The organism is Mycobacterium sp. (assembly GCF_019247635.1).
Classification (GTDB): domain Bacteria; phylum Actinomycetota; class Actinomycetes; order Mycobacteriales; family Mycobacteriaceae; genus Mycobacterium.
In genome coordinates this window covers 1-22403 of the sequence record NZ_JAFBAR010000029.1, presented here as the reverse complement: position 1 = coordinate 22403, position 22403 = coordinate 1, and the positions used below count along the sequence as shown (strand labels likewise).

At 67.3% G+C, this 22403-nt stretch carries 20 protein-coding genes; 5 read left to right on the top strand and 15 right to left on the bottom strand.

Annotation, left to right across the window (positions count from 1 at the left end; genetic code table 11):
* Positions 1 to 37 precede the first annotated feature (37 nt).
* The 3 genes from topA to cspA form a co-directional block, all read right to left on the bottom strand.
* Complete coding sequence (gene topA / locus JO236_RS04625) at positions 38 to 2854, bottom strand: type I DNA topoisomerase (RefSeq protein ID WP_293325387.1); 2817 nt, start codon at positions 2852 to 2854, stop codon at positions 38 to 40.
* 186 nt (positions 2855 to 3040) lie between these two features.
* Complete coding sequence (locus tag JO236_RS04620; RefSeq protein WP_293325384.1) at positions 3041 to 3619, bottom strand: hypothetical protein; 579 nt, start codon at positions 3617 to 3619, stop codon at positions 3041 to 3043.
* A 160-nt stretch (positions 3620 to 3779) separates the two neighbouring features.
* The gene (cspA, locus tag JO236_RS04615; RefSeq protein ID WP_007772268.1) at positions 3780 to 3983 is read right to left on the bottom strand and encodes a cold shock protein CspA; all 204 of its coding nucleotides are present in this window, start codon (positions 3981 to 3983) and stop codon (positions 3780 to 3782) included.
* A gap of 248 nt (positions 3984 to 4231) precedes the next feature.
* Here cspA and JO236_RS04610 point away from each other — a divergent pair, with 248 nt between their 5' ends.
* The 4 genes from JO236_RS04610 (at position 4232) to JO236_RS04595 (ending at position 10126) form a co-directional block, all read left to right on the top strand.
* Positions 4232 to 6559 carry a DEAD/DEAH box helicase gene (locus JO236_RS04610; protein WP_293325381.1) on the top strand — a complete coding sequence of 776 codons (2328 nt, stop codon included), beginning with the start codon at positions 4232 to 4234 and terminating at the stop codon, positions 6557 to 6559.
* A gap of 525 nt (positions 6560 to 7084) precedes the next feature.
* Entirely contained in the window at positions 7085 to 8239 is a 1155-nt protein-coding gene (locus tag JO236_RS04605) for a PE family protein (RefSeq protein WP_293325379.1), read from the top strand.
* A 412-nt stretch (positions 8240 to 8651) separates the two neighbouring features.
* Positions 8652 to 8963, top strand: a complete 312-nt coding sequence (locus JO236_RS04600; RefSeq protein ID WP_416362157.1) for a PE family protein — start codon at positions 8652 to 8654, stop codon at positions 8961 to 8963.
* 125 nt (positions 8964 to 9088) lie between these two features.
* Positions 9089 to 10126 carry a PAS domain-containing protein gene (locus JO236_RS04595; protein WP_293325376.1) on the top strand — a complete coding sequence of 346 codons (1038 nt, stop codon included), beginning with the start codon at positions 9089 to 9091 and terminating at the stop codon, positions 10124 to 10126.
* Positions 10127 to 10130: 4 nt separating this feature from the next.
* Here the strand turns inward: JO236_RS04595 and JO236_RS04590 are convergent, their stop codons facing one another.
* The 7 genes from JO236_RS04590 to ssd are packed head-to-tail and all read right to left on the bottom strand — an operon-like array spanning position 10131 to position 14617.
* Entirely contained in the window at positions 10131 to 10424 is a 294-nt protein-coding gene (locus JO236_RS04590; RefSeq protein ID WP_293325499.1) for an Rv3654c family TadE-like protein, read from the bottom strand.
* 31 nt (positions 10425 to 10455) lie between these two features.
* Positions 10456 to 10785, bottom strand: a complete 330-nt coding sequence (locus tag JO236_RS04585) for a TadE family type IV pilus minor pilin (protein ID WP_293325496.1) — start codon at positions 10783 to 10785, stop codon at positions 10456 to 10458.
* The gene (locus tag JO236_RS04580; protein WP_293325493.1) at positions 10782 to 10973 is read right to left on the bottom strand and encodes a DUF4244 domain-containing protein; all 192 of its coding nucleotides are present in this window, start codon (positions 10971 to 10973) and stop codon (positions 10782 to 10784) included. Before JO236_RS04580 ends, JO236_RS04585 begins: the two co-directional genes overlap by 4 nt.
* A gap of 30 nt (positions 10974 to 11003) precedes the next feature.
* Positions 11004 to 11594: a type II secretion system F family protein gene (locus JO236_RS04575; RefSeq protein WP_293325373.1), complete on the bottom strand. Its 591-nt coding sequence runs from the start codon at positions 11592 to 11594 to the stop codon at positions 11004 to 11006.
* Positions 11595 to 11631: 37 nt separating this feature from the next.
* A complete protein-coding gene (locus JO236_RS04570) occupies positions 11632 to 12414 on the bottom strand; it encodes a type II secretion system F family protein (protein ID WP_293325370.1) in 783 nt (260 codons plus the stop codon).
* On the bottom strand, positions 12411 to 13574 hold the full coding sequence (locus tag JO236_RS04565; RefSeq protein ID WP_293325367.1) for a TadA family conjugal transfer-associated ATPase: 1164 nt from the start codon (positions 13572 to 13574) through the stop codon (positions 12411 to 12413). The genes JO236_RS04570 and JO236_RS04565 overlap by 4 nt, the downstream gene beginning before the upstream one ends.
* Positions 13571 to 14617, bottom strand: coding sequence for a septum site-determining protein Ssd (gene ssd / locus JO236_RS04560; RefSeq protein WP_293325490.1), 1047 nt, complete (start codon positions 14615 to 14617; stop codon positions 13571 to 13573). Before ssd ends, JO236_RS04565 begins: the two co-directional genes overlap by 4 nt.
* A 487-nt stretch (positions 14618 to 15104) precedes the next feature.
* On the opposite strand from ssd, the gene JO236_RS04555 reads away from it, so the two are divergent.
* Positions 15105 to 15962: an HAD-IB family hydrolase gene (locus JO236_RS04555; RefSeq protein ID WP_293325364.1), complete on the top strand. Its 858-nt coding sequence runs from the start codon at positions 15105 to 15107 to the stop codon at positions 15960 to 15962.
* A 403-nt stretch (positions 15963 to 16365) separates the two neighbouring features.
* On the opposite strand, the gene JO236_RS04550 is transcribed toward JO236_RS04555, so the two are convergent.
* The 5 genes from JO236_RS04550 to JO236_RS04530 are packed head-to-tail and all read right to left on the bottom strand — an operon-like array spanning position 16366 to position 22181.
* Positions 16366 to 17103 (bottom strand): oxidoreductase, encoded by a 738-nt coding sequence (locus JO236_RS04550; RefSeq protein ID WP_293325361.1) that lies wholly within the window; start codon positions 17101 to 17103, stop codon positions 16366 to 16368.
* 37 nt (positions 17104 to 17140) lie between these two features.
* Positions 17141 to 18775: a dipeptide ABC transporter ATP-binding protein gene (locus tag JO236_RS04545; RefSeq protein WP_293325358.1), complete on the bottom strand. Its 1635-nt coding sequence runs from the start codon at positions 18773 to 18775 to the stop codon at positions 17141 to 17143.
* Positions 18772 to 19635, bottom strand: coding sequence for an ABC transporter permease (locus JO236_RS04540; RefSeq protein WP_293325356.1), 864 nt, complete (start codon positions 19633 to 19635; stop codon positions 18772 to 18774). Before JO236_RS04540 ends, JO236_RS04545 begins: the two co-directional genes overlap by 4 nt.
* Entirely contained in the window at positions 19628 to 20554 is a 927-nt protein-coding gene (locus tag JO236_RS04535; protein ID WP_293325354.1) for an ABC transporter permease, read from the bottom strand. The genes JO236_RS04540 and JO236_RS04535 overlap by 8 nt, the downstream gene beginning before the upstream one ends.
* Position 20555: 1 nt before the next feature.
* Entirely contained in the window at positions 20556 to 22181 is a 1626-nt protein-coding gene (locus JO236_RS04530; RefSeq protein ID WP_293325352.1) for a peptide ABC transporter substrate-binding protein, read from the bottom strand.
* Positions 22182 to 22403 lie beyond the last annotated feature (222 nt).

Sequence of the window (22403 nt, the reverse complement as noted above, 5' to 3'; positions counted from 1 at the left end):
TCGCAGACAGACAAGACGCCCATGCCGATCGGCAACGCTAGCTGCGCTTGGCCGCCTTCTTGGCCGGCGCCTTGCGGGCGGTCTTCTTCGCGGGCCGCTTCGCCGGGCCGCGGGCCCGCCGGTCGGCCAGCAACTCCGAGGCGCGCTCGTCGGTAATCGACATCACGTCGTCGCCCTTGCGCAGGCTGGCGTTAGTCTCGCCGTCGGTGACGTACGGTCCGAAGCGACCGTCCTTGATCACCATCGGATTGCCCGACGCCGGATCGGTCCCCAACTCACGCAGCGGCGGCGCCGAAGCGCTCTGTCGGCCGGGACGTTTGGGCTGGGCGTAGATCTTCAACGCTTCGTCGAGCGTGATCGTGAACATCTGCTCTTCGGTTTGCAGCGATCGAGAGTCCTTGCCGCGCTTCAGGTATGGACCGTAACGACCGTTCTGCGCGGTGACCTCCTCACCCGACGCCGGGTCCACGCCCAGCACCCGGGGCAGCGACAGCACCTTCAGCGCGTCGTCGAGGGTGACGGTCTGCAGGTCCATCGTCCGCAGCAGGGAACCGGTCCGGGGCTTGGGGCCGGTGGGTTTCTTGCCCTTCTTCGCCGGCGCGGCGTCGCCTTGATCGCCACCGCCTTCCGACGGCGGCAGGATCTCCGTCACGTACGGGCCGTACCGCCCGTCCTTGGCCACGATCTCGTGCCCGGTAGCCGGGTCCACGCCCAGCACTCGCCCCTCTTGCGGTGTGGCGAAAAGCTCTTCGGCCACCTCGAGGGTCAGCTCGTCGGGGGTGATCGTGTCGCTCAGATTGGCCCGCTGCGGCGTGGGCTCACCGTTGTCGCCGGTCACCAACCGCTCCAGGTAGGGCCCGTTCTTGCCCACCCGGACATAGACCGGCCGGCTCTCGGTGTCGTCGAAAACCTTGATGGAGTTGACTTCTCGCGCGTCGATGCCTTCGAGATTGACGCCGACCAGCTTCTTCAGACCGCCGGAGCGGGCTACCGAATCGGGCACACCGTGGTCGCCGCCGAAGTAGAAGTTGTTGAGCCAGTTCGTGCGTCGCTCGTTGCCGGAGGCGATCTCGTCCAGCTCGTCTTCCATCGCGGCGGTGAAGTCGTAGTCGACCAGACGGCCGAAATGCTGCTCCAGCAAACCGATTACGGCGAATGCCACCCACGACGGCACCAGTGCACTGCCCTTCTTGTACACATAGCCGCGGTCCTGGATGGTCTTGATGATCGACGAGTACGTCGACGGCCGGCCGATGCCCAGTTCTTCGAGCGCCTTGACCAGCGACGCCTCGGTATAGCGGGCCGGCGGGTTGGTCGAGTGCCCGTCGGGGGTGAGCTCGACCGCGTCCAGGCGCTGACCCTGGGTCAGCTGCGGCAGCCGGCTCTCGGCGTCGTCGGCCTCACCACCGGCCAACTCGTCGACGGTTTCCACGTAGGCCTTGAGGAAGCCCGCGAAAGTGATGGTGCGGCCGCTGGCCGAGAACACGACTTCACTGGCCGAGCCGCCGCTCACTTGGCCGTTGATCCGCAGGGTCAGCGTGGTGCCGCGCGCGTCGGACATCTGCGAGGCCACCGTGCGCTGCCAGATCAGCTCGTAGAGGCGGAATTCGTCGCCGTCCAGTTCGCGACGCACAGCGTCCGGGGTCGCGAAGGTCTCCCCGGCGGGGCGGATGGCCTCGTGCGCCTCCTGGGCGTTTTTGACCTTGCGGGTGTACTGCCGCGGCGACGCCGAGACATACTCCGCGCCGTACAGCTGGCGCGCCTGGGTGCGCGCCGCGTTGATCGCCGACTCCGACAGCGTCGTCGAGTCGGTACGCATATAGGTGATGTAGCCGTTCTCGTAGAGCCGCTGGGCGATGCTCATCGTGCGCTCGGAGGAGAACCGCAGCTTGCGGCCGGCTTCCTGCTGCAGCGTCGACGTCATGAACGGCGCATAGGGCCGCCGGGTGTAGGGCTTCTCCTCCACCGAGGCCACCGACAGTTGCGCGCCCCGGAGTCCGGTCGCCAACTCCGTCGCGCGGGCTTCGTTCAGCACTATGACGTCTGGGGTGCTTTCGCCGCCCCTACTACGCAGCCGACCCAACGAATCGAAGTCGCGGCCCGTGGCCACGCGCAGGCCGTCCACGCTGGTCAGCCGGGCGTTGAAGGTGGGCGGCTGCGCCTGAGGGTCGGACACGCTGGCGTCCAGCTTGGCAAGAATGTCCCAGTACGACGCGCTGCGGAACGCCATCCGATCGCGTTCCCGCTGCACGATGATGCGGGTGGCCACCGACTGCACCCGGCCCGCCGAAAGCTTGGGAGCAACCTTCTTCCACAGCACCGGGCTGACCTCGTAGCCGTACAGCCGGTCCAGGATGCGACGGGTCTCCTGCGCGTCAACCAGGTCGATGTCCAGGTCACGCGGATTTTCGGCGGCTTCGAGGATTGCCGGTTCGGTGATCTCGTGGAAGACCATCCGCTTGACCGGGATGCTCGGTTTCAGGGTTTCCAGCAAATGCCAGGCGATGGCTTCGCCTTCGCGGTCGCCATCCGTGGCCAGATAAAGCTCGTCGACGCCCTTGAGCAGGCCTTTGAGCTCGCTGACAGTGCTCTTCTTTTCCGGGCTGATGATGTACAGCGGTTCGAAGTCGGCGTCGACGTTGACACCCAGGCGGGCCCACGGCTCCGACTTGAACTTCGCCGGCACATCGGCCGCGGCGCGCGGCAGGTCGCGGATATGGCCCCGGGAGGATTCGACGATGTAGGAAGAGCCCAGGTAGCCGGCTAGTTTGCGCGCTTTGGTCGGCGACTCGACGATGACAAGTCGCCGCCTGCTCCCATTTCCGCCGCTGCTGCGGGCCTGCGGGTCAGCCAACTGCCCTAACGCTCCATCTCTCTATCCCGGTCCTTGGCGGACCGGGCCCGGTACGACGAGTTTGACCGGCCCGCCGCTGAAGTTCAGGTGATTTCACAGAACGCCAGCGTTCCTTTCGCCTGCGGGCACCTGACAATTTCGCACCCTTGGGCGGGCGCGCGCAAACCGGCAGGCTCTACCGGGCCGTCAAACTCGGGGCCACTGCGCCAGCGCCGCGGCGTCTCCCGGGGGTTCCCCCACGTTCTCTACCAGGCGCGATAGCCTACGACGGCCGCTGATCCGAAGCGCCGGATGACCGCCTCGGGTGCCGATCAAGGTCGGCGCAATCCCCACCCGCATCAAGGCCGACGCCAGCGGCGAATGCGTGTCCGGCGCGTGTGGATCCAGACCCAACAGGTAGCGGTCGGCCTCCGGGGTGCCCGCGGCCAGGGTCCACGCCCGCAGTTCCCGCGGCCCGGGCAGCCACCGCGGCGGCACCGTCTTGACCGCCCCTCGAGTCCACTCGGCGGCGATCGAACACAACAGCGGGTTTACCGACGTCCGCACCAAGGGGGTGTCTTCCTCGGTGCGCGTGATTTCGGGCTCCAAACCGGCCTCGTGGATCATCTCGGCCAGCGCCGATGCGCGCCACACCTGATCCACCACCACCGAGAGCCGCGCCCCAGAACCAACCATCACGATCTGTCCTGAAGCGGCCAGCACCCCGGAGAGATCGGCCACCGCAGGCGGCACCGATTCCGCGGTGAAGAACGAGAGCTGGCTCACCTTATCGACAGTAGGCCAGCGTGCCGATTCGCGCGCCTAAGCCTGCGGCGCGGCGGTCGTCGGTGGCGAGCCGGAAAACTCGCGCCCGACCACCCGCACCCAAACAACGAGAACCCCCCGGCCAGGACGGCGCGGGGGGTTTCGTCAGCGTCTGCTCGTCTCAGAGAGAGCGGACTCCGGTGGCCTGGGGGCCCTTAGGGCTGTGGCCGATTTCGAACTCGACCTTCTGGTTTTCTTCGAGGGTGCGGAAGCCCGAACCCTGGATCTCCGTGTAGTGGACAAACACATCTGCGGAACCATCTTCGGGGGCGATGAAGCCGAACCCCTTCTCCGCGTTGAACCACTTCACAGTTCCCTGTGGCATTTCTCGATCTTTCCTTTTCTTCTGGGTGCGGGGCACCGCCTTTCGGCGCCCCGGGCCCGCCGCGACCGCCATACCTAACGGAGTCGCCGGAACTTCACCCGACAGATAACCTCGCAGGAACCGCGGCCGCAACGTCGATCCTGCGAAAGTTTGACACGAACACAGAAGCTGCGACCGCCATCAGTCAATCACGTTCGTGGCGTCGGCGACAGACTCTTGTCACAGACGGATTCGCGAAAGGTTATTAAATGGCGAGTTTCGGGGCCGAATTGCTGGCCACCGCCCTCGCCGGTGCCCCCCCGGGTGAGCGTCCGTTGCGCCATGTCGCCGAGCTGCCGCCCCAGGCTGGCCGGCCGCGGGGGTGGCCGGCGTGGGCCGCACCCGAGGTGATCCGCGCTTTCACCGAGCGCGGGATCGAAACGCCCTGGTCACACCAGTTTGAGGCGGCAGAACTAGCTCACCAGGGCCGTCACGTGGTGGTGAGCACCGGCACCGCGTCGGGCAAGTCGCTGGCCTATCAGCTTCCCGTGCTCAACGCCCTGGCGACGGATCCGCGGGCCCGGGTGCTGTACCTGTCACCGACCAAAGCGCTGGGTCACGATCAACTGCGGACCGCCCACGCGTTGACAGCCACCATTCCGGCGCTGCGCGATGTGGCACCCACGGCCTACGACGGCGATAGCCCCGCCGAGGTGCGTCGGTTTGCGCGCGAGCGCTCCCGTTGGCTGTTCTCCAACCCCGACATGGTCCATTTGTCCGTGCTACGCAATCATGCGCGCTGGGCCGTGCTGTTGCGCGGCCTACGCTATCTCGTTGTCGACGAATGTCATTACTACCGTGGCGTTTTCGGCTCCAATGTGGCGTTGGTGTTACGTCGCCTGCTGCGGTTGTGCGCGCGCTACGCTTCCCCATCTGGCCATGCTCTGACGGTGGTCTTCGCCAGTGCGACAACGGATTCCCCGGGGGCCACCGCCGCCGAGCTCATCGGAGAGCCGGTCGCCGAGGTCACCGTCGACGGATCGCCGCGGGGGGCCCGGACGGTCGCGCTGTGGGAACCCGCGTTGCGAACCGATCTGCTGGGCGAAAACGGCGCCCCGGTGCGCCGGTCCGCGGGCGCCGAGGCGGCGCGCGTGATGGCCGACCTGATCGCCGAAGGAGCGCAGACGCTGACGTTCGTGCGGTCGCGGCGCGCGGCGGAGCTGACCGCGCTGGGCGCCCAGGCCCGGCTGCGCGATGTCGCCCCGGAGCTCTCCAGCTTGGTGGCGTCGTATCGGGCGGGATATCTGGCCGAGGACCGCAGCGCGTTGGAGCACGCCCTGGCCGAGGGCCGGCTGCGCGGCCTGGCCACCACCAACGCCCTGGAGTTGGGCGTCGACATTGCCGGGCTGGACGCGGTGGTGCTGGCCGGTTTTCCCGGCACGGTGGCGTCTTTCTGGCAGCAAGCCGGCCGGTCGGGACGACGCGGGCAGGGCGCGCTGGTGGTGTTGATCGCCCGCGACGACCCGCTGGACACCTATCTGGTGCACCACCCTGCGGCCCTGCTGGACAAGCCGGTCGAACGCGTCGTGATCGATCCGGCCAACCCCTACATCCTCGGTCCCCAATTAGTCTGTGCCGCAACTGAGTTACCGCTTGACGATGCCGAGGTCCGGTCGCTGGGCGCCGCCGCGGTCGCCGACGGTTTGGTTGACGACGGGCTGCTGCGCCGGCGGGCCGGCAAGTACTATCCGGCACCTGGTGTGGAACCGCATGGCGCCGTGGATATTCGGGGTTCCATCGGTGGCCAGATCGTCATCGTGGAGTCCGACACCGGACGGCTGCTGGGCAGTGTCGGGACCGGGCAGGCCCCAGCCTCGGTGCACCCGGGAGCGGTGTATCTGCACCAGGGCGAGAGCTACGTCGTCGACTCCCTGGACACGCACGAGGGCATCGCCTTCGTGCACACCGAGGATCCGGGCTATGCGACGTTCGCGCGGGAGATCACCGACCTCGCGGTGGCCGGCCAAGGCGAGCGAGTGACTTTCGGGCCCGTCACCCTGGGCCTGGTCCCGGTGACCGTCACCAACCAGGTCGTCGGCTATCTGCGGCGCCGGCTCACCGGTGAGGTGATCGACTTCGTGGAGCTCGATATGCCGCAGCGTTCGTTGCCCACCATCGCGGTGATGTACACGGTCACCCCGGATGCATTGGCCGGCACCGGCATTGACCTGCCCCGGATTCCCGGGTCGTTACACGCCGCGGAGCATGCGGCCATCGGACTACTTCCGTTGGTCGCCAGCTGCGATCGCGGCGACATCGGCGGCCTGTCCACCGCGATCGGGCCCGACGGGGTGGCGAGTGTCTTTGTCTACGACGGCTATCCGGGTGGGGCCGGGTTCGCTGAACGGGGCTTTCGCCAGGCGCACACATGGCTGGGTGCAACGGCCGCGGCCATCGAGGCGTGCGAATGCCCCAGCGGATGCCCGTCGTGTGTGCAATCCCCCAAGTGTGGCAACGGTAATGACCCGCTGGACAAAAGCGGTGCCGTCGCGGTGCTACGGCTGGTGCTTGCGGAGCTGGATCTGGCATCGCGCTGAGAGCTCCGATTTCCTCCGCGTACCTAGACAGCGGCGCCGCGGGGTGTGAAAGACCAAACGTCCTGCCAAGCTCTGCGCCCTGAGGTCGGAGCAACGGCCGGCGCGGCAGCGGAGGTTCCGGCAGGATGCGCCGGCCTGCTTGGTGAGGGTGGCACGGCCTCGGCGGGGTTCGGTAGCCACAGGCACGGGACGGTGGCGGGAACAGTGGCCAGCCCCGACGGGAGCTACCCATTGCCGTAGCCGCACAACCGCGAACACGGCGCCTTTGGTGCTTGATTACGTTGTGCTGCAACATAACTGCATGTGTCCGATGCCGCCCGAAGTCCCGACTGACTGAGCCGCCAATGCGGATGCACAGTCTCGCAATGGTATTGGCAGACCCCCGATCGAGGCTCGTTGCGCATTTCGGTTGATAACAATCTTGAAAAAAACTCTAGGTTCTTGTCGCCTGGCGCGATACGTTGTGTGCTGTGCATCGGGCCGGGATGCTCATCAGGTTGTCGGGGCCTGCCGGAAAGGTGTCGGATGTCGTTCGTCTCGGTCGTACCGGATGGGATGGGCGCGTCGGCAACGAATTTGGCCGGCATCCGGACTGCGCTTGATGCCGCAAGCGCCGCCGCGGCCATGCCCACCACCAGTGTGATGGCCGCGGCGGGGGACCAAGTTTCGACGGCGGTTGCCGCCGTTTTTTCTGCCCACGGCGAGGGATTCCAGGCGCTGGGCGCCCAGGTGTCGGCACTTCACGACCAGTTCGTGCAGGCCGTGACCACCAGCGCGGCGTCGTACAGCAGCGCCGAGGCCGCCAACGCCGATCCCCTGCAGACCGTCGCGCAGCGTCTGTCAAATGTGATCGCGGGGCCCACCGGGGTGTTGGCGCAGCGGTCCGCTAACGGCAACGGCGCGGCCCCGGGTCCGGGACACTTGGGCGCACCGGGCCAGAACGGCGGCAACGGAGGGGCTTCGGGGCTGTTCGGCACCGGCGGGACCGGTGGGCTGCTGAGTGCCCTGGTCCGCGGTCAACGTGGCGCCGCCCTCTGCACCACCGGCTCCGGCGGCTCCGGCGGCGCGTGCGGCAGCCCCGGCCTGCTCGCTGGTCTGGGCCGCGCGGACGACGGATCCAGGTCAACCGGCAGTCGTGTTGCGGGTGGGTCCGGCGGCGGCGCTGGCGCGGCGTTCGGCGACAGAGGCGCGGGCGGTCCCGGCGCAGCTGGCGTCGCCAATGTCAGCACCGTCTGGGGAGCCGGTGGGGCCGGCGTACATGCCGTGTTCTTCGGTGCGGCCGGTAACGGCAGCACCGGCGGAGCTGCACGATCAAGCATCGGCGTCAATCGCGCACGCGGGCGGCTGTGGCCAGTCGTCGCCATGTTCCGCCCGGCCGCCGCCTTACCCCGGCATTCGCTGAGCGGAACTGGCGTGATCTTGACGGGCGACGGCGGCGCGGGCGGAATTGGCAAGAATGACTACACCCGTGGTCCAGCAACGAGCGGCAGCGCTGGCGTCAGCGGTGCTAGCAGGAAGACGGGCGCGGGCGGTTCAGGCGGAGTCAGCGGCCGGTCAATGAGTGGCGTGGTCGGTCCGGCACCAGCTGCGGCAGCGCCGGCGACGGCGGTGTGCTCGCCGCGCCAAGAAGCGCCGGCGGCCGCCGGCGGGATCGCCGGCAGCGCCTCAGCCGGGAGCTAACCGAGTCACGCTACGCAATCCGTCGGATGGCGACCGACCCCTCGACGGTCGACTTACACGGATCTGCGGCGTGGCGGCCAGGAGCGCACTGCCTCGCTGCTGAAGCAATGCCATCAAAAAGTGCGGCGAGCGGTCGGACTACATCGAGCCGCTCGCGAACCCCGACAAACCCGGGTACAGCAGGAAAGTACCTGGTCGCGGGCATATTCGCAAACGTCGGAGCCGACGCTGTGCGTCGGCTATGATGCCGCGGCCAAGATTAATATTGTCCGGAACGTCCCAGGTCAACGATGCTTTGCGGGCAATCCACGAGAAAACGCGGTGCCAGACACCCGACGGGTGGACAATAATGGTCTGAAACCCACAACGCGTCGCGCAGCCGTTCGCCCCAATCCGGTCAGGGAGGTGTCAGATGTCGTTCGTATCGGCGACCCCGGAGTCCGTGACGGCGGCCGCCAATAATCTGGCACAGATCGGTTCGACGCTCAGCGAAGCCAACGAGGCCGCGGCAGCCCCGACAACCGCGTCCCTGGCGGCGGCCGCGGATGGGGTTTCGGCGGTGGCCGCCGCGGCGTTTAACGCCCACGCCCAGGGTTACCAGCAGTTCGGCGCCCAACTGGCGGCGCTCCACGACCAGTTTGTGCAGGCGCTGTCCGGAACCGCGACATCGTATGCGGCTACCGAAGCCTCCAACGTATCGGCGGTCCGGGATCTGCTGGCTTGATCCGCCAGCCGGCATGTCTCACAACGGGTTTCGGCCGCTGATCAGACCATCGATCGGGAACCTCGGCCCGATAGCAGCGTCCCGCAGGATCTGCGCGGCCTCCCCAGATCAGTACCATAGGCGCTATGGCCCACGACTGGTTGCTCGTGGAGACGCTGGGTGAAGAGCCCGCTGTGGTGGCGCAAGGGCGTCAGCTGAAGAACCTCGTGCCGATCACCACGTTCCTGCGTCGCAGTCCCTACCTGTCGGCCGTTCGGACCGCGATCGCCGAGTCGCTGCGGACCGGCCAGAGCCTGACCAGCATTACGCCCAAGCGTGACCGCGTGATCCGCACCGAACCCGTGATAATGAGCGACGGGTGCACCCACGGTGTGCACGTGTGGACCGGCCCGGCCGACGAGGAACCGCCCGAACGACCCACACCCGGTCCGCTCAAGTGGGACCTGACGGTCGGGGTCGCAACCGATACCCGGGAGTCGCTGGCCAACAGCGGCAAGAATCCCGATGTCGAAGTCACCTTTGGCAGGGCGTTCGCCGAAGACCTTCCGTCACGCGAGCTCAATCCGAACGAAACCAAGGTGCTTGCCATGGCAGTGCGAGCCCGGCCTGGCCAAAGTTTATGCAGCACATGGGATATCACTGATTGGCAGGGGAACCCAATCCGCATCGGCTTCGTCGCCCGCACCGCGCTGGAACCCGGAGTCGACGGCAAAGACAACCTGGTCGCGCGGGCAATGAACTGGCGCGCCGAGCGCAAGGGCCCCGTGGTCGCCACCGACGATTTGGCACAACGAATCCTCAACGGGCTGGCCCAGGCTGGAGTTCACCGCGCGCTCGTCGACCTCAACAATTGGACGTTGCTTAAATGGCTCGATGACCCGTGCACCTTCTACGACTGGCGCGGGGAATCCGACCGACCACGGGTACACCCCGACGATGAGCCCGTGATGGCTTCCATGACAAAGGAATTCGCCAGCGGGGCAGCGGGCCGCGTACTGCGGATGCGGGGATTCGATGACGATTGGGTGCCGGTACACGTCACGGTCAACCGGATTGAGCTGGAGCCCGATACGTTCGCTGGTCTAGTTTCGCTGCGGTTGCCCAGTGAAGAAGAACTCGCCGATTCGGGGCTGTCAACTGCCGAGCACGACGACACATCCTGATCGCCTACGGCATATCCGGTCCGGCCCGCGCTGCGGCGCGAGCGGCGCCCCCGAAAGCAACCGCCACCTGGACAGTAACCACCACGTCGAGACCCTGCACCTCGCAGCGGGTGGTGCCGACCCGCATCTCGCTGGCTATTGATGCTGCACGGGCGCAGGCCGATTCGTTGCCGTGCGGTAGCCACGCGGCGGCGGCCAACGCGGCCAGATCGGCGGCAGCCTGGGCCCGGTGCCGCGCCACCACCACCGAACCCAGGTACGCGCCTGCACCGGTGATGCACAACAGCACCGCGACCATCGCCACCGCGACGACGGTGGCCGAGCCGCGATCATCTCGAAGTTTCCGCGGCAGAGACCGCCCTGGCGGCAATGTCCAGCTTGGGCAACAGCTTTGAGCGTGCCACCACCGTGGCGACCAGCACATCCCCGTCCCGGCGCAGTTGTACCCGCGCGCCAGCGGGCGCGACACGGCGGGCTGCGTCCAGGGCCGACCGTTCGTCACCGCGGGCAGCCAGTCGCGCGGCCTCGCGGGCCGCGTCGACGCAACGCACCTGCATCGACAGCGCGGTGATGCCCGCAAGGCACAACACCAGCACCACCACCAGCGCGGCGATCGCGAACGCGGCCTCAACCGTGCTCGCGCCGGCACTATCAGTCAGACCTTGGTACTGAGCGCGCGACCGATGATGTTGGTCAGCGCCGACACGATGGAGTGGCCGGTGACGACGGTGTAAAGAATCGCGCCGAAGGCCGCCGCGGCGATCGTCCCGATCGCGTACTCGACCGTGGACATACCGGATTCGTCGGACGCCAGCACCACCATGCGAGCGACGAGCACGCGAAACATGTTGACCACCAATACATTCCTTCCTTTGTTTCACAGAAACCCCGACTGCAGCACATCACCGGCCAACCCGGCCACCACGGGGACGATGCCCAGGCAGACGAACGCCGGCAGAAAGCACAGGCCCAGCGGGCCCGCGATCAGCACCCCGGCCCGCTCGGCGGCTGCCGCCGCCGCGTGCCCGGCGTCCTGGCGATACTCGGCGGCCAGTTCGGCGACGCCACTGGCCAGCGCCGCGCCGGACGACGCCGATCGCCGAGCCAGCCGCAACAGCGCATCGGTCTGCGGGTCGATCGATCCGCCCGGCGGATTCGGCGGTCGCGACCACGCGATAGCCGGGTCGGATCCCAACGCCAGCAGGTCGGAGGCGCGCCGCAACACGCCGGCTAACCGCGGCGGCGCCGATGCAGCCGTCGCGGCCGCGGCGGCGGACACGGCCATGCCAGCACCCAGGCACACCGCCAAAACGTCCAGGCTGGACGCGACCGCCAGCGGGTCGGGTGCCCGGGACAGCTGCGGCCGGGGCCGGATGTCACGCGTCGGCGTGCCTGCGCGTGCACGCACCACCGCCGGGCCGGGCCCGAACCACAACGCGATCGCAAGCAGCAGCGCCGTTGCGCTCATGGCTCGCCTCCGGCTCGTTCCGGCGCTTGCTGGTGGCTCATAGCTGGACCCGATCGGTGATCCGGTCCGACCACAGCAGCCCGCCGCAGGCCAGTGTCACCCCGGCCACGAGTAGCCACCCGCCGGCGTGCCCGCCCAAAAGGAAACGCAACGGTCGAGCCCCGATCAACTGACCAAGCGCGACCCCGAGCACAGGCAGGCCCGCCAGGATCGCGGCCGTGGCGCGAGCGCCGGCCATTCCGGATGTCACTCGCGCCGAAAATCGCTGCCGCTCGGCGATATCGCATTGCGCGGCCCGCATCAGGGTGGCGATCGCCAGCCCGTGTTGGCTGGCCAGCTGCCAGTACACGGCGAGTCGTTCCCAGCGTGCCGACAGCGCCGACGACCGGGCCGACGCCCGCAGTCCCGCGGTTACGTCGGCGCCCAGCCTCGCGCGCGCCGCGACGCCGCGCAGGCAGACGGCTACCGCGCCGTCGGTTTCGTCGGCGGCGACCTCAAACGCCCGCACCGGATGAGCACCTACCCGCAATTCACCCACCAGCACATCGAGCGCGGTCTCTAGGGCGTGGCCTTCCTCGGTGCTGCGGCGCCCGCGGCGGCGACGACGGTAACGCACGGTCGCGGTCGCGCCCAGCACCGCCGCGGCCAGGATCGTCGTCAGCGGCAACACGAGCACAGCGGCAGCGGCGATGCACCCGGCGCAACAACCGACCCCACGTACGCCGATCGACCGACCCCGACCAACCGAGGCCAGGCGGCGCCGTGGCGACGAAGGCAACACCAGCAGCGCAAGGGCAAGCATCAGCGCGACACCGTTCATACCGAGCCCCGGCTGGACAGCAATCGCCGCAAATCGGCCTCCTCGCCGGTCACTCCGCGATCGGCGTGCCACACCGGGACCGCCTTGACCGGCCCATCCGTTCGGCGCAGGACGGCGACCTCGCGCAACCGTCGTCGCCCATTCCCGTCCCGCGCGACATGCAGCAGCACCTGAACCGCGGCGGCAAGCTGGCTGTGCAACGCGGCCCGATCCAGGCCGCCAAGGGCACCGAGCGCCTCCAGGCGGGCCGGGACCTCGCCGGGACTATTGGCGTGCACCGTGCCCGCCCCGCCGTCATGCCCGGTGTTGAGGGCGGCAAGCAGGTCAACCACTTCGGCGCCCCGGACCTCACCGACCACAATGCGGTCGGGTCGCATCCGCAGCGCCTGGCGGACGAGTTCGCGCAGTGGGACCTCGCCGACGCCTTCGACGTTGGCGCACCGCGCGACCAGCTTGACCAGATGCGGGTGTCGCGGGGCGAGCTCGGCGGCGTCCTCGACGCAGACGATCCGCTCAGCGGGCGAAACGGCGCCCAGCATCGCCGCCAAGAGGGTCGTTTTGCCGGCCCCCGTGCCACCGCACACCAGGAACGCGAGCCGCGCCGCGATGATCTCGGCGACCAGGACGCCGGCCTGGGGATCGATCGTGCCCGCCGCTATCAGCGCGGCCAGGTCCTGCGTGGCCGGCCGCAACACTCGCAGCGATAGACACGTGCCCTGCGCCGCCACCGGGGGTAACACCGCGTGCAGCCGCACCGCGAACGCGCCGGCGCCGATACCCGTCAGCTGGCCGTCCACCCAGGGTTGTGCGTCGTCGAGTCGGCGACCGGCGAGCAAGGCCAGCCGTTGCGCCAGCCGTCGCACAGCCGCTTCGTCGGCAAACCGAATCTGACTGCGCTGCAACCCGTTTCCGTCGTCCACCCACACCGCATCGGGCGCGGTGACCAAGACGTCGGTAGTGCCGTCCGCACTCAGCAGCGGCTCCAGGATGCCGGCGCCGGTCAGCTCGGTCTGCAACACCCGAAGGTTGGCCAACACCTCGGTGTCACCGAGCACGCCACCGGACTCGGCCCGGATCGCGGCGGCCACCACGTTGGGGCGCAGCGGGCCGGACTCTGTGGCGAGTCGCTCACGGACCCGGTCGATCAACGTGCCGGTCACGCCGCGCGTCCCGAAGCCCTACCCGAAACGGACTGTGGCAGCACGGCGAGCACCCGTCGGGCCGCCACAGCCAGCGGAGAGCGACGACGCAATCGCAGACCGCCGTGTTCCAACTGCTCGACTAGACCCGGCTGCGCCCTCATCGACGTCAGCAATGGCAGGCCGACGATGTCGGCGAACTCGGCGGCCCGCAATCCCCCGGGTGCCGGCCCCCGCACCACCAGCCCGAGGTGGGGATTGATCGCGGTCAACACGGGAGCGATCGTCGCGGTGGACGCGCAGGCCCGCACGTTGCACGGGCTGAGCAGAACGACCAGATCGGCGTTGTCCAGGGCGGCCTGAGCGGCTTCGGTCAGCCGTCGGGGCAGATCGCAGACCACCACAACTCCCCCGCGCCGGCCGGCATCGACGACGGCATCCACCGGCTCGGGGTCCAGCTCATACCCGCGCCGGACGCCCGACAGCACGCTGGTTCCCCGGTGCCGGGGCAGCGCCTCGCGCACCGCGGACCAGGTCAACCGTCCGCCCTGTAGCGCCAGATCAGGCCACCGCACGCCGGGCGCGGTTTCCCCGCCCACTAACAGATCGATGCCGCCGCCCCAGGGATCAAGATCCACCAGTAGCGTGTCGGCGGCAGTTTGCGCCAACGCGACCGCGAACAGAGAGGCGCCGGCGCCGCCACAGCCCCCGAGGACGGCGACGACCGCGCCCCGAAGCGTGTCGTCACGGGCCGATTCCGCCGCTTCGGAGAGTTCGCGGATCAGTTCCCGCTCCTGCCCGGGCAGCCTGAGCACATGGCGCGCACCCACTGCGACGGCTGCCGCCCATGTCGTCGTAGCGGCCTCGGTGGCGGTCAGGACACTGACGTGGGCACGACGCGGCAGCACGCCCTGCCCGTACTGTTCCGCCGCGGCGTGGTCGAGTACCACGGCCGCGGCCCCCAACCACGTCTTCCTGCTGGCCGATCCGGCATGAACGACCCGGATGTTGACGGCGGCGGCGACCCGGTCCAACTCGTCCCGCAAGTCGGGATCGGTCAGCATTGCCAACACGCCGGCCGCGCGGGAAGGGTGCTCAACGTCTGTCACTCGTCCACCCTGCGGCGCCGTGACGTTGGGACGCCAGTCCCAATGGCGAGATTGTGGATGAGAACGCAACTGTGCACAATCGGCCAGCTGACCAGCGGTCATCGCGCGTCCGGCAACGCGCTTCCCGCAACGCGCAGGCACTGGGACCAAGAACAGGCGGCCGAGGAAATGAATTACCCCAGAAAAGGGACGACCCCCGCCAGGGGGGGAGGAGGCGGAGGTCGTCGTGCATCAGCCCCGGGGGGTCGGGCTGATGCACCCTCGGCACAGGCCGAGTAATGCTTACTATACACATGCTAGTCCGCAGTCACGCAAGAGTGCAGACGGCAGAAAAACAGCTTGAGCCGCAATAACGTCAAAACCTCACTGGCGTTTCGGTCCAAAACCGCCGTTTTCGCCCCAACACGCCGGACCCGTCAGACCGCCGACCTATGCTGGGTCGGTGACCGTCTCCGACTCGGCCGCGGAGCAGCAAACCTCATCGCTAGCAGCGGCAAGTGACGTCCCCCGCGCCCGCACCGCAGCCTTCTTCGACCTGGACAAGACCATCATCGCCAAGTCCAGCACGCTGGCGTTCAGCAAACCGTTCTTCGATCAGGGCCTGCTCAACCGCCGTGCCGTGCTCAAGTCCAGCTACGCCCAGTTCATCTTCTTGCTGTCCGGTGCTGATCATGACCAAATGGATCGGATGCGCGCGCACATGACCAACATGTGCAGCGGGTGGGATGTGGAGCAAGTCAAGTCGATCGTCAACGAGACACTGCACGACATCGTGACTCCGCTGGTGTTCGCCGAAGCCGCAGACCTGATTGCCGGCCACAAGCTGTGTGGGCGTGACGTGGTTGTGGTGTCGGCGTCCGGAGAAGAAATCGTGGCGCCCATCGCCCGCGCACTGGGCGCCACTCACGCGATGGCGACTCGGATGGTGGTCGAAGACGGCAAGTACACCGGAGAGATCGCCTTCTACTGCTACGGCGAGGGCAAGGTGCAGGCCATCCGCGAGCTGGCGGCCCGTGAGGGCTATCCGCTCGAGCACTGCTATGCCTACTCCGACTCGATCACCGACCTGCCCATGCTCGAGATCGTGGGTCACCCCTCGGTGGTTAACCCGGATCGCGGCTTGCGCAAGGAAGCCAACGAGCGCGGTTGGCCGGTGTTGAGCTTCTCCCGGCCAGTGTCACTGCGCGACCGATTTCCGGCACCGTCGGGAGCGGCCATCGCCACCACGGCCGCAGTCGGCATCAGTGCGTTGGCCGCCGGGGCGGTCACCTACTCGCTGCTGCGGCGGTACGCGTTCTAGCAAACATTCTGGGCTCGCATGCCCATGCCGCTTTGCAACTTTCGCAGAATTAGGCCTTGCTGTGCTAAGGGTCTAGTAGTACAAAGGAAACACGGAAGCCCGGTGAGGCCAAGGTCGATCCGGAAGAGAAGGTTCGATCTCCCGACTCGGGCGCCCAGCACGGTTCCCGGCACCCACGCGGAGTCATAGCCGCGATAATGGCAGAAGTGTTGTGGGCCTGCGTAATTGCGAAGAGCGGAAAGCAGCGACGGCCCTTTGGGTGGGGCTGCAGCAGGAAGCGTCGCAAACTCGCCGAGGCCACCCACGCAACCCACAAAGTGCACGCTTGGTAACCGAGGACCGTGTTGGCGGGCGGCGATTCGAATGTATTCGGATCGTCGCCCGCTTTACATTGCGGTAATAGTTATTTCGGCGGGCCTCCAGCTACCGACTCGGCGATGTGCAATGCCTCCTGCGCACCGGCCTGTATTGCCCGGCAGCACAACACCAGCCACGCTCTCACCCCGTCCCGCGTGCCGGCAGCGAATCCGCTCGCCGCGTCGCGGTACTGGGCGCGTTGACGCATCCAACTCACCTCGGGCACACCCAGGCCGTGCGGATCTAGCCCGGTGGCAATGGTCACCAGCCGTGACACCGCGCGAGCGACCACGCCGTCCGCGCTGCCAAACGGCTTGAGCGTCAACAATTCTCCGTGTGCGACCGCGGCAACCACCGGCGCTGATGCCCTGGTGCGGCCGGTTACCAGATCGGCCAGTAACTCCAGACGTGGCCCAATCTCGGCATCAGCGCGCGGGCGGCCCAGCCGGTCAGCGTCGACCTGGTCTGCGGCGGCCAGCATGTGCAAGCGGGCCAGGGCCTGCAGCGGCGCGCGCTGCCACACGCCGACCACCGGACCTTCGCCGCCCTCGAGCGCCTGCGCCACCCGCAGTGCTCCGCCGAACACCGGATCACTCGGCGCGGGACCGCCGTCGAGCACCGCCGACGCGCGCGCCGCCCGAAGCGACGCCTCGGCGGCGCTCACTGGCCAGCCCCGCAGGTTGGCCCGGTGCCGGTGCGCCCGGCCCAGCGCGTCGCGAGCCCGGTCGCTGGCCTCTGCCACGCCAGGAAGCTCCATCAGGGCAGCCAACGGATCCGCCGTCACAGGTTGCCAACCTAGCCCCCAATGGTCGCGACCCGCTTCACCCGGCTCCGCCGCGCTCGCGACCGGGTATAGCCGCAATTAGCTCACGGGTGTAGTCGTGGCGAGGATTGGTGAACAGTTCTTCGGTGGCCGCGCGCTCCACCACGCGGCCGGCGCGCATCACCAGGACGTCGTCGGCGATCTGGCGGATCACCGCGAGGTCATGGCTGATGAACAGATACGTCAGACCCAGTTGAACCTGAAGTTCAGCGAGCAGATCCAGGATCTGCGCCTGCACCAGAACGTCGAGCGCCGACACGGCCTCGTCGCACACCAGCACGTCGGGCCGCAGCGCCAACGCCCGGGCGATCGCCACACGTTGGCGCTGACCACCCGACAGCTCGCGGGGCAGCCGGCCCAACACCGATGACGGCAACGCAACCTGATCAACGAGCTCACGCACCGCTCGCTGACGCTGCCTGCGGTCTCCGACCCGGTGGATGCGCAACGGTTCCTCAATGGCGCGGAACACCGAGTACATGGGATCCAAGCTGGCGTAAGGGTTTTGGAACACCGGTTGCACCCGGCGGCGAAACGCCAACCCCTGCGACCGATCCAGGGCACCGACGTCGAACTCGCGGTCGAAAACTACGGACCCCGTACTGGGCCGCAGCAGACCGAGCACCATCCGAGCCAATGTCGTTTTGCCCGATCCCGACTCCCCGACGATCGCCAGGGTGCTGGACCGCCGCAGCCGAAACGAGACCGCGTCCACAGCCCGAAACTCCGCCCGTCGCCATGGTCGGCCGTGCGACTCGCGGTAGACCTTGGTCAGCTCGGACGCGACGAGTATGTCGTCACCGTCTTGGCGTTCGTCCGGCACACCACGGCTCTTGCGCACGGTGTGCGACGGCGCGGCTGCCACCAGCCGCCGGGTGTACTCGTGCCGAGGATCCCACAGGATTGACTGTGCCGCACCGTGTTCCACTACCGCTCCGCGGTGCATGACGAACACCGACTCGGTTCGCTCGGCGGCCAGCGCCAGGTCGTGGGTGATCAGCAGCAGCGCGGTGCCCAGTTCGCCGGTCAAACCCTGCAGATGGTCGAGAACCTGCCGCTGCACGGTGACGTCCAGCGCCGACGTCGGCTCGTCGGCGATCAACAGTTGGGGCCGCCCGGCCAGCCCGATCGCAATCAACGCGCGCTGACACATGCCACCCGAGAGCTGGTGCGGATACTTGCCGGCTTGCTTCGCGGGATCCGGCATCCCTGCTTCGGCGAGCAGCTGCACCGCCCGTCGCCGCGCATCACGGCCATTGGTGTTGACCCGCAACGCTTCCGCGATCTGAAAACCGACCTTCCAGACCGGGTTGAGGTTGGTCATCGGGTCCTGCGGCACGTAGCCGATAGCGCGACCCCTGACCGAACGGAACAGACGGCCATCCGCCTTTGTACCGGTGGAGGTGATATCCCGCCCGCTAAATACGATGCGCCCAGCGGTAATTCGTCCGCCGGGGGCAAGCAGCCCGAGGATGGCGGCGGCCGTGGTGGACTTGCCTGAGCCCGATTCACCGACGACGGCAACGGTCTGGCCGCGCAGCACGGTCAAATCCAGTCCGCACACCGCGGGGTCATCATTGCCGAATCTGACTTCCAGGCCCTCGACCGATAACAGCGCTTCGGGGTTGTTCATGCCCGCCGCGCCCGTGACGCCGGATCCAGGGCGTCGCGCAACGCGTCGCCCATCATCATGAAGGCTAGTACCGTAATCGCCAGTGCCCCAGCGGGATAGAAAAGTATGGGCGAGCCCGCACGCAGCCGAGTCTGGAACACGTTGATATCGCCACCCCAGGACACCACCGAGGTGGGCAGGCCGACGCCCAGGTAGGACAGCGTGGCCTCGGTGACGATGAACGCCCCGAGGGTGATCGTGGCCACCGCGATCACCGGGCCCAGCGCGTTGGGCACCGCGTGTCGCAGCAATGTCTGAAACCGGGCTAGCCCCAGGGCTTTCGCCGCAAGCACATAGTCACTCGACCGCACCTCGAGGACGGCGCCGCGAGCGATCCGCGCCACCTGCGGCCAACCGAACAGGGCCAGGATGACGATCACCGTCCACACCGTGCGGTGCCGCAGAACCTGCATGAGCACGATCGCGGCGAGCAGCAGCGGCACCCCGAAGAACACATCGGCGACACGCGAAACCGCGGCGTCCAGCCAACCGCCGTAGAAGCCGGCCAACGCGCCCAGCGTCCCGCCAACGACAAACACGAGCAGGGTGGCACCCAATCCGACGGTCACCGAGGCCCGCGCACCATAGACGGTGCGCGCGTAGATGTCGTGGCCCTGCAGGTCGGTACCGAACCAGTGTGAGGCCGACGGACTCAACAGGCTCTGGCTGGCATCGGCATACGCCGGATCGGTCCCGGTAAACAGCGCCGGAAACGCGGCGACGGCAAGGATAAACACGATCAGCGCCGCGGCGAAGATGAATTTCGGCTGCCGACGCAGCTTGCTCCAGGTCATGCGCCAGAAACGGGTGTGCTCAGCCATAGCGGATCCGCGGGTCAAGAGCCGCGTAGAGCAAATCCACCAACAAATTGGTGACCAGATAAATCAGCACCAGTACGGTCACGATCGACACCACCGTCGGGGCCTCCTGGCGGGTGACGGCCTGATACAGCACGCCGCCGACACCGTGAATGTTGAAGATCCCCTCGGTCACAATCGCACCGCCCATCAGCGCCCCCAGGTCGGCGCCGAGGAAGGTGACCACCGGGATCAGTGAGTTGCGCAGAATGTGCACCGTCACCACCCGAGGTCGCGAGAGCCCCTTCGCGGTAGCGGTACGGACATAATCGGCATGCGCGTTGGCGGCCACCGCCGAACGGGTCAACCGCACCACGTAGGCAAATGACACCGAACCCAGCACGATCCCCGGCAGCAGCAGTCGCGTGAACGTCGCTCTATCACCCACTGTCACCGGCGCGATACCCAGCCGGACGCCGAACACGAATTGGGCCAGAAAGCCCAGCACGAAAATTGGGATCGCGATGATCATGAGCCCGGTTATCAGCACCGTGGAGTCGAAGATCCCGCCCGCGCGCAGGCCGGCGATCACGCCGAACCCGACGCCCAGCACCGCCTCCACCACCAGTGCGATCAGTGATAGTCGGATAGTGACCGGAAAGGCGTGTGCCAGAACATCTTTAATAGGCAGACCGGAATAAGACCGTCCCAGGTCGCCATGAACAACGCCACCGAGATAACGCAGGTACTGCAACAGAAACGGATCGTCAAGGTGATACCGCGCACGCAATTGTGTCGCCACCACGGGACTCAGCGGTCGGTCCCCGGCCAGCGCGGCCACTGGGTCACCGGGCAGCAAAAAGACCATAGCGTAGATCAGCAGCGTGGCGCCGAAGAATAGCGGGATTACTATCAAAATCCGACGCGCGATGTACCAACCCATCTCAGCCCTTGACGAGGTTCTCGTAGTCGGGCAGTCCGTTCCAGGTAACTATGACGTTGTGGACCGCCGAAGACCAGCCGACGGCGCTGATGTAATCCCACAACGGCACAACGGGCATGTCGTGCAACAGGATTCGTTGCGCGGCGTCGGCCAAGGCGTCGGCCTGCTGCAGGTTCGGCGCGCCCTCGGCAGCCGCGATCGCCGAATCGAATTCCCGGCTTGCATACCCGACGTCATTGGATCCCGCCCCAGTTCCGAACAATGGTTCGAGAAACTCGATTATTGAGGGATAGTCACCCTGCCAGCCGGCGCGAAATGCACTGCCGATACTGCGATTCGTGATCTGTGTGCGAAACCCGGCGAACGTGGGTTGCGGCGCGCCGGCCGCGTCGATACCAAGGACGTTCTTGATGCTGTTGGCCACCGCGTCCACCCAATCGCGGTGACTGGCGTCGGCGTTGTACGCAATGGCATAGCGACCACTCCACGGCGAGATCGCATTGGCTTGTGCCCACAGTTGCCGGGCCCGTTCGGGGTTGAAGTCCAAAGCGTCGTTGCCCGGAAGGTACGGGTCGAAGCCGGGCAACGACTGTGCGGTGAAATCGCGTGCCGGACTGCGGGTTCCGGCAAAGATCTGCTGGCAGATCTGCGCACGATTGATGGCCGCCGACAACGCCAGCCGGCGCAGACGGCCCTCCTCGCCGCCGAAATGCGGTAGCCGCAGCGGGGTGTCCAGGGTCTGGTTTATCGCCGCGGGTCCGGTGACCGCGTTGTTGCCCAGATCGCGCCTGTAGATTGTCAACGCGCTCGATGGAATCGTGTCCAGGACATCGAGATTCCCCGAGAGCAGGTCGGCGTAGGCGGTGTCCAGGCTGGCATAGAACTCGAACCGAAGGCCCTTGTTGCGAGCCATCCGGTTGCCGTGATAGCCGGGGTTGGGCCGCAGGTCGATCCTCACGTTGTGTTCCCACGCCGGCTCGTCCGGGCCGTCAGCCAGTTGGTAGGGGCCGTTGCCGATCGGATGCTGACCATAGGCGGTCATATCACGAAAAGCGCTGTCCGGCAGCGGGTAGAACGGGCTGAACGCTAACCGAGAGGCGAAGTCGATCGTTGGCGCCTTGAGCCGCACAGTGAACTCCAGGTCGTTGACCACCCGCAACCCCGACATGGTAATCCGCCCGGTACTTGCCGCGACGTCGTCGAACCCCTCGATCGGGCTGAAAAAGCTCTGCTGCAGTTGGGCATTGGTGCCCAGGGCGCCATAATTCCATGCGTCCACGAACGAGTGTGCCGTTACCGCCGACCCGTCGGTGAACGTCCAGCCCGGGTTGAGCGTGATCCGGTAGTTGACGTTGTCGGTGGTCTCAATCGACCGGGCCACCTCGGGCGAGGTTTTGCCGGCGGCATCCGACGACATCAGGCCGGCATAAAGCCGGTCGATAATCCGTCCACCCAGGCTGTCGTTGGTGCCGGTAGGGATCAACGGGTTCGGCGGTTCCCCGCCGTTGACCACCACCAGGTCGGGGCTCAAAACGCCGCCGCCACAACCGGCCACCAAACCGGCCAGCGAAGCCACCGCCACCCATCCGACGGCGACGACAGCCAGCGCGGCCCGGGTCCGAGGCATAACAGCGACCCTAAAGCGTGCGGCCACCGCGACTGGAATTCGCGCGACTCATCTCGCCGAGTCGCGCGGCGACACGCACAACCGGCAGCCGCTACGCGCCGGGTTCCACGGGCGCGTCCGTGACGGGGTGCACCTGCAGGTCGCAGGCGTCGATGGTCGCCGGCACGGTGACAGTCGCGATAGTGCCCGGTGGGTTGACGGTCAGGTCTGTGTAGGCGGTGC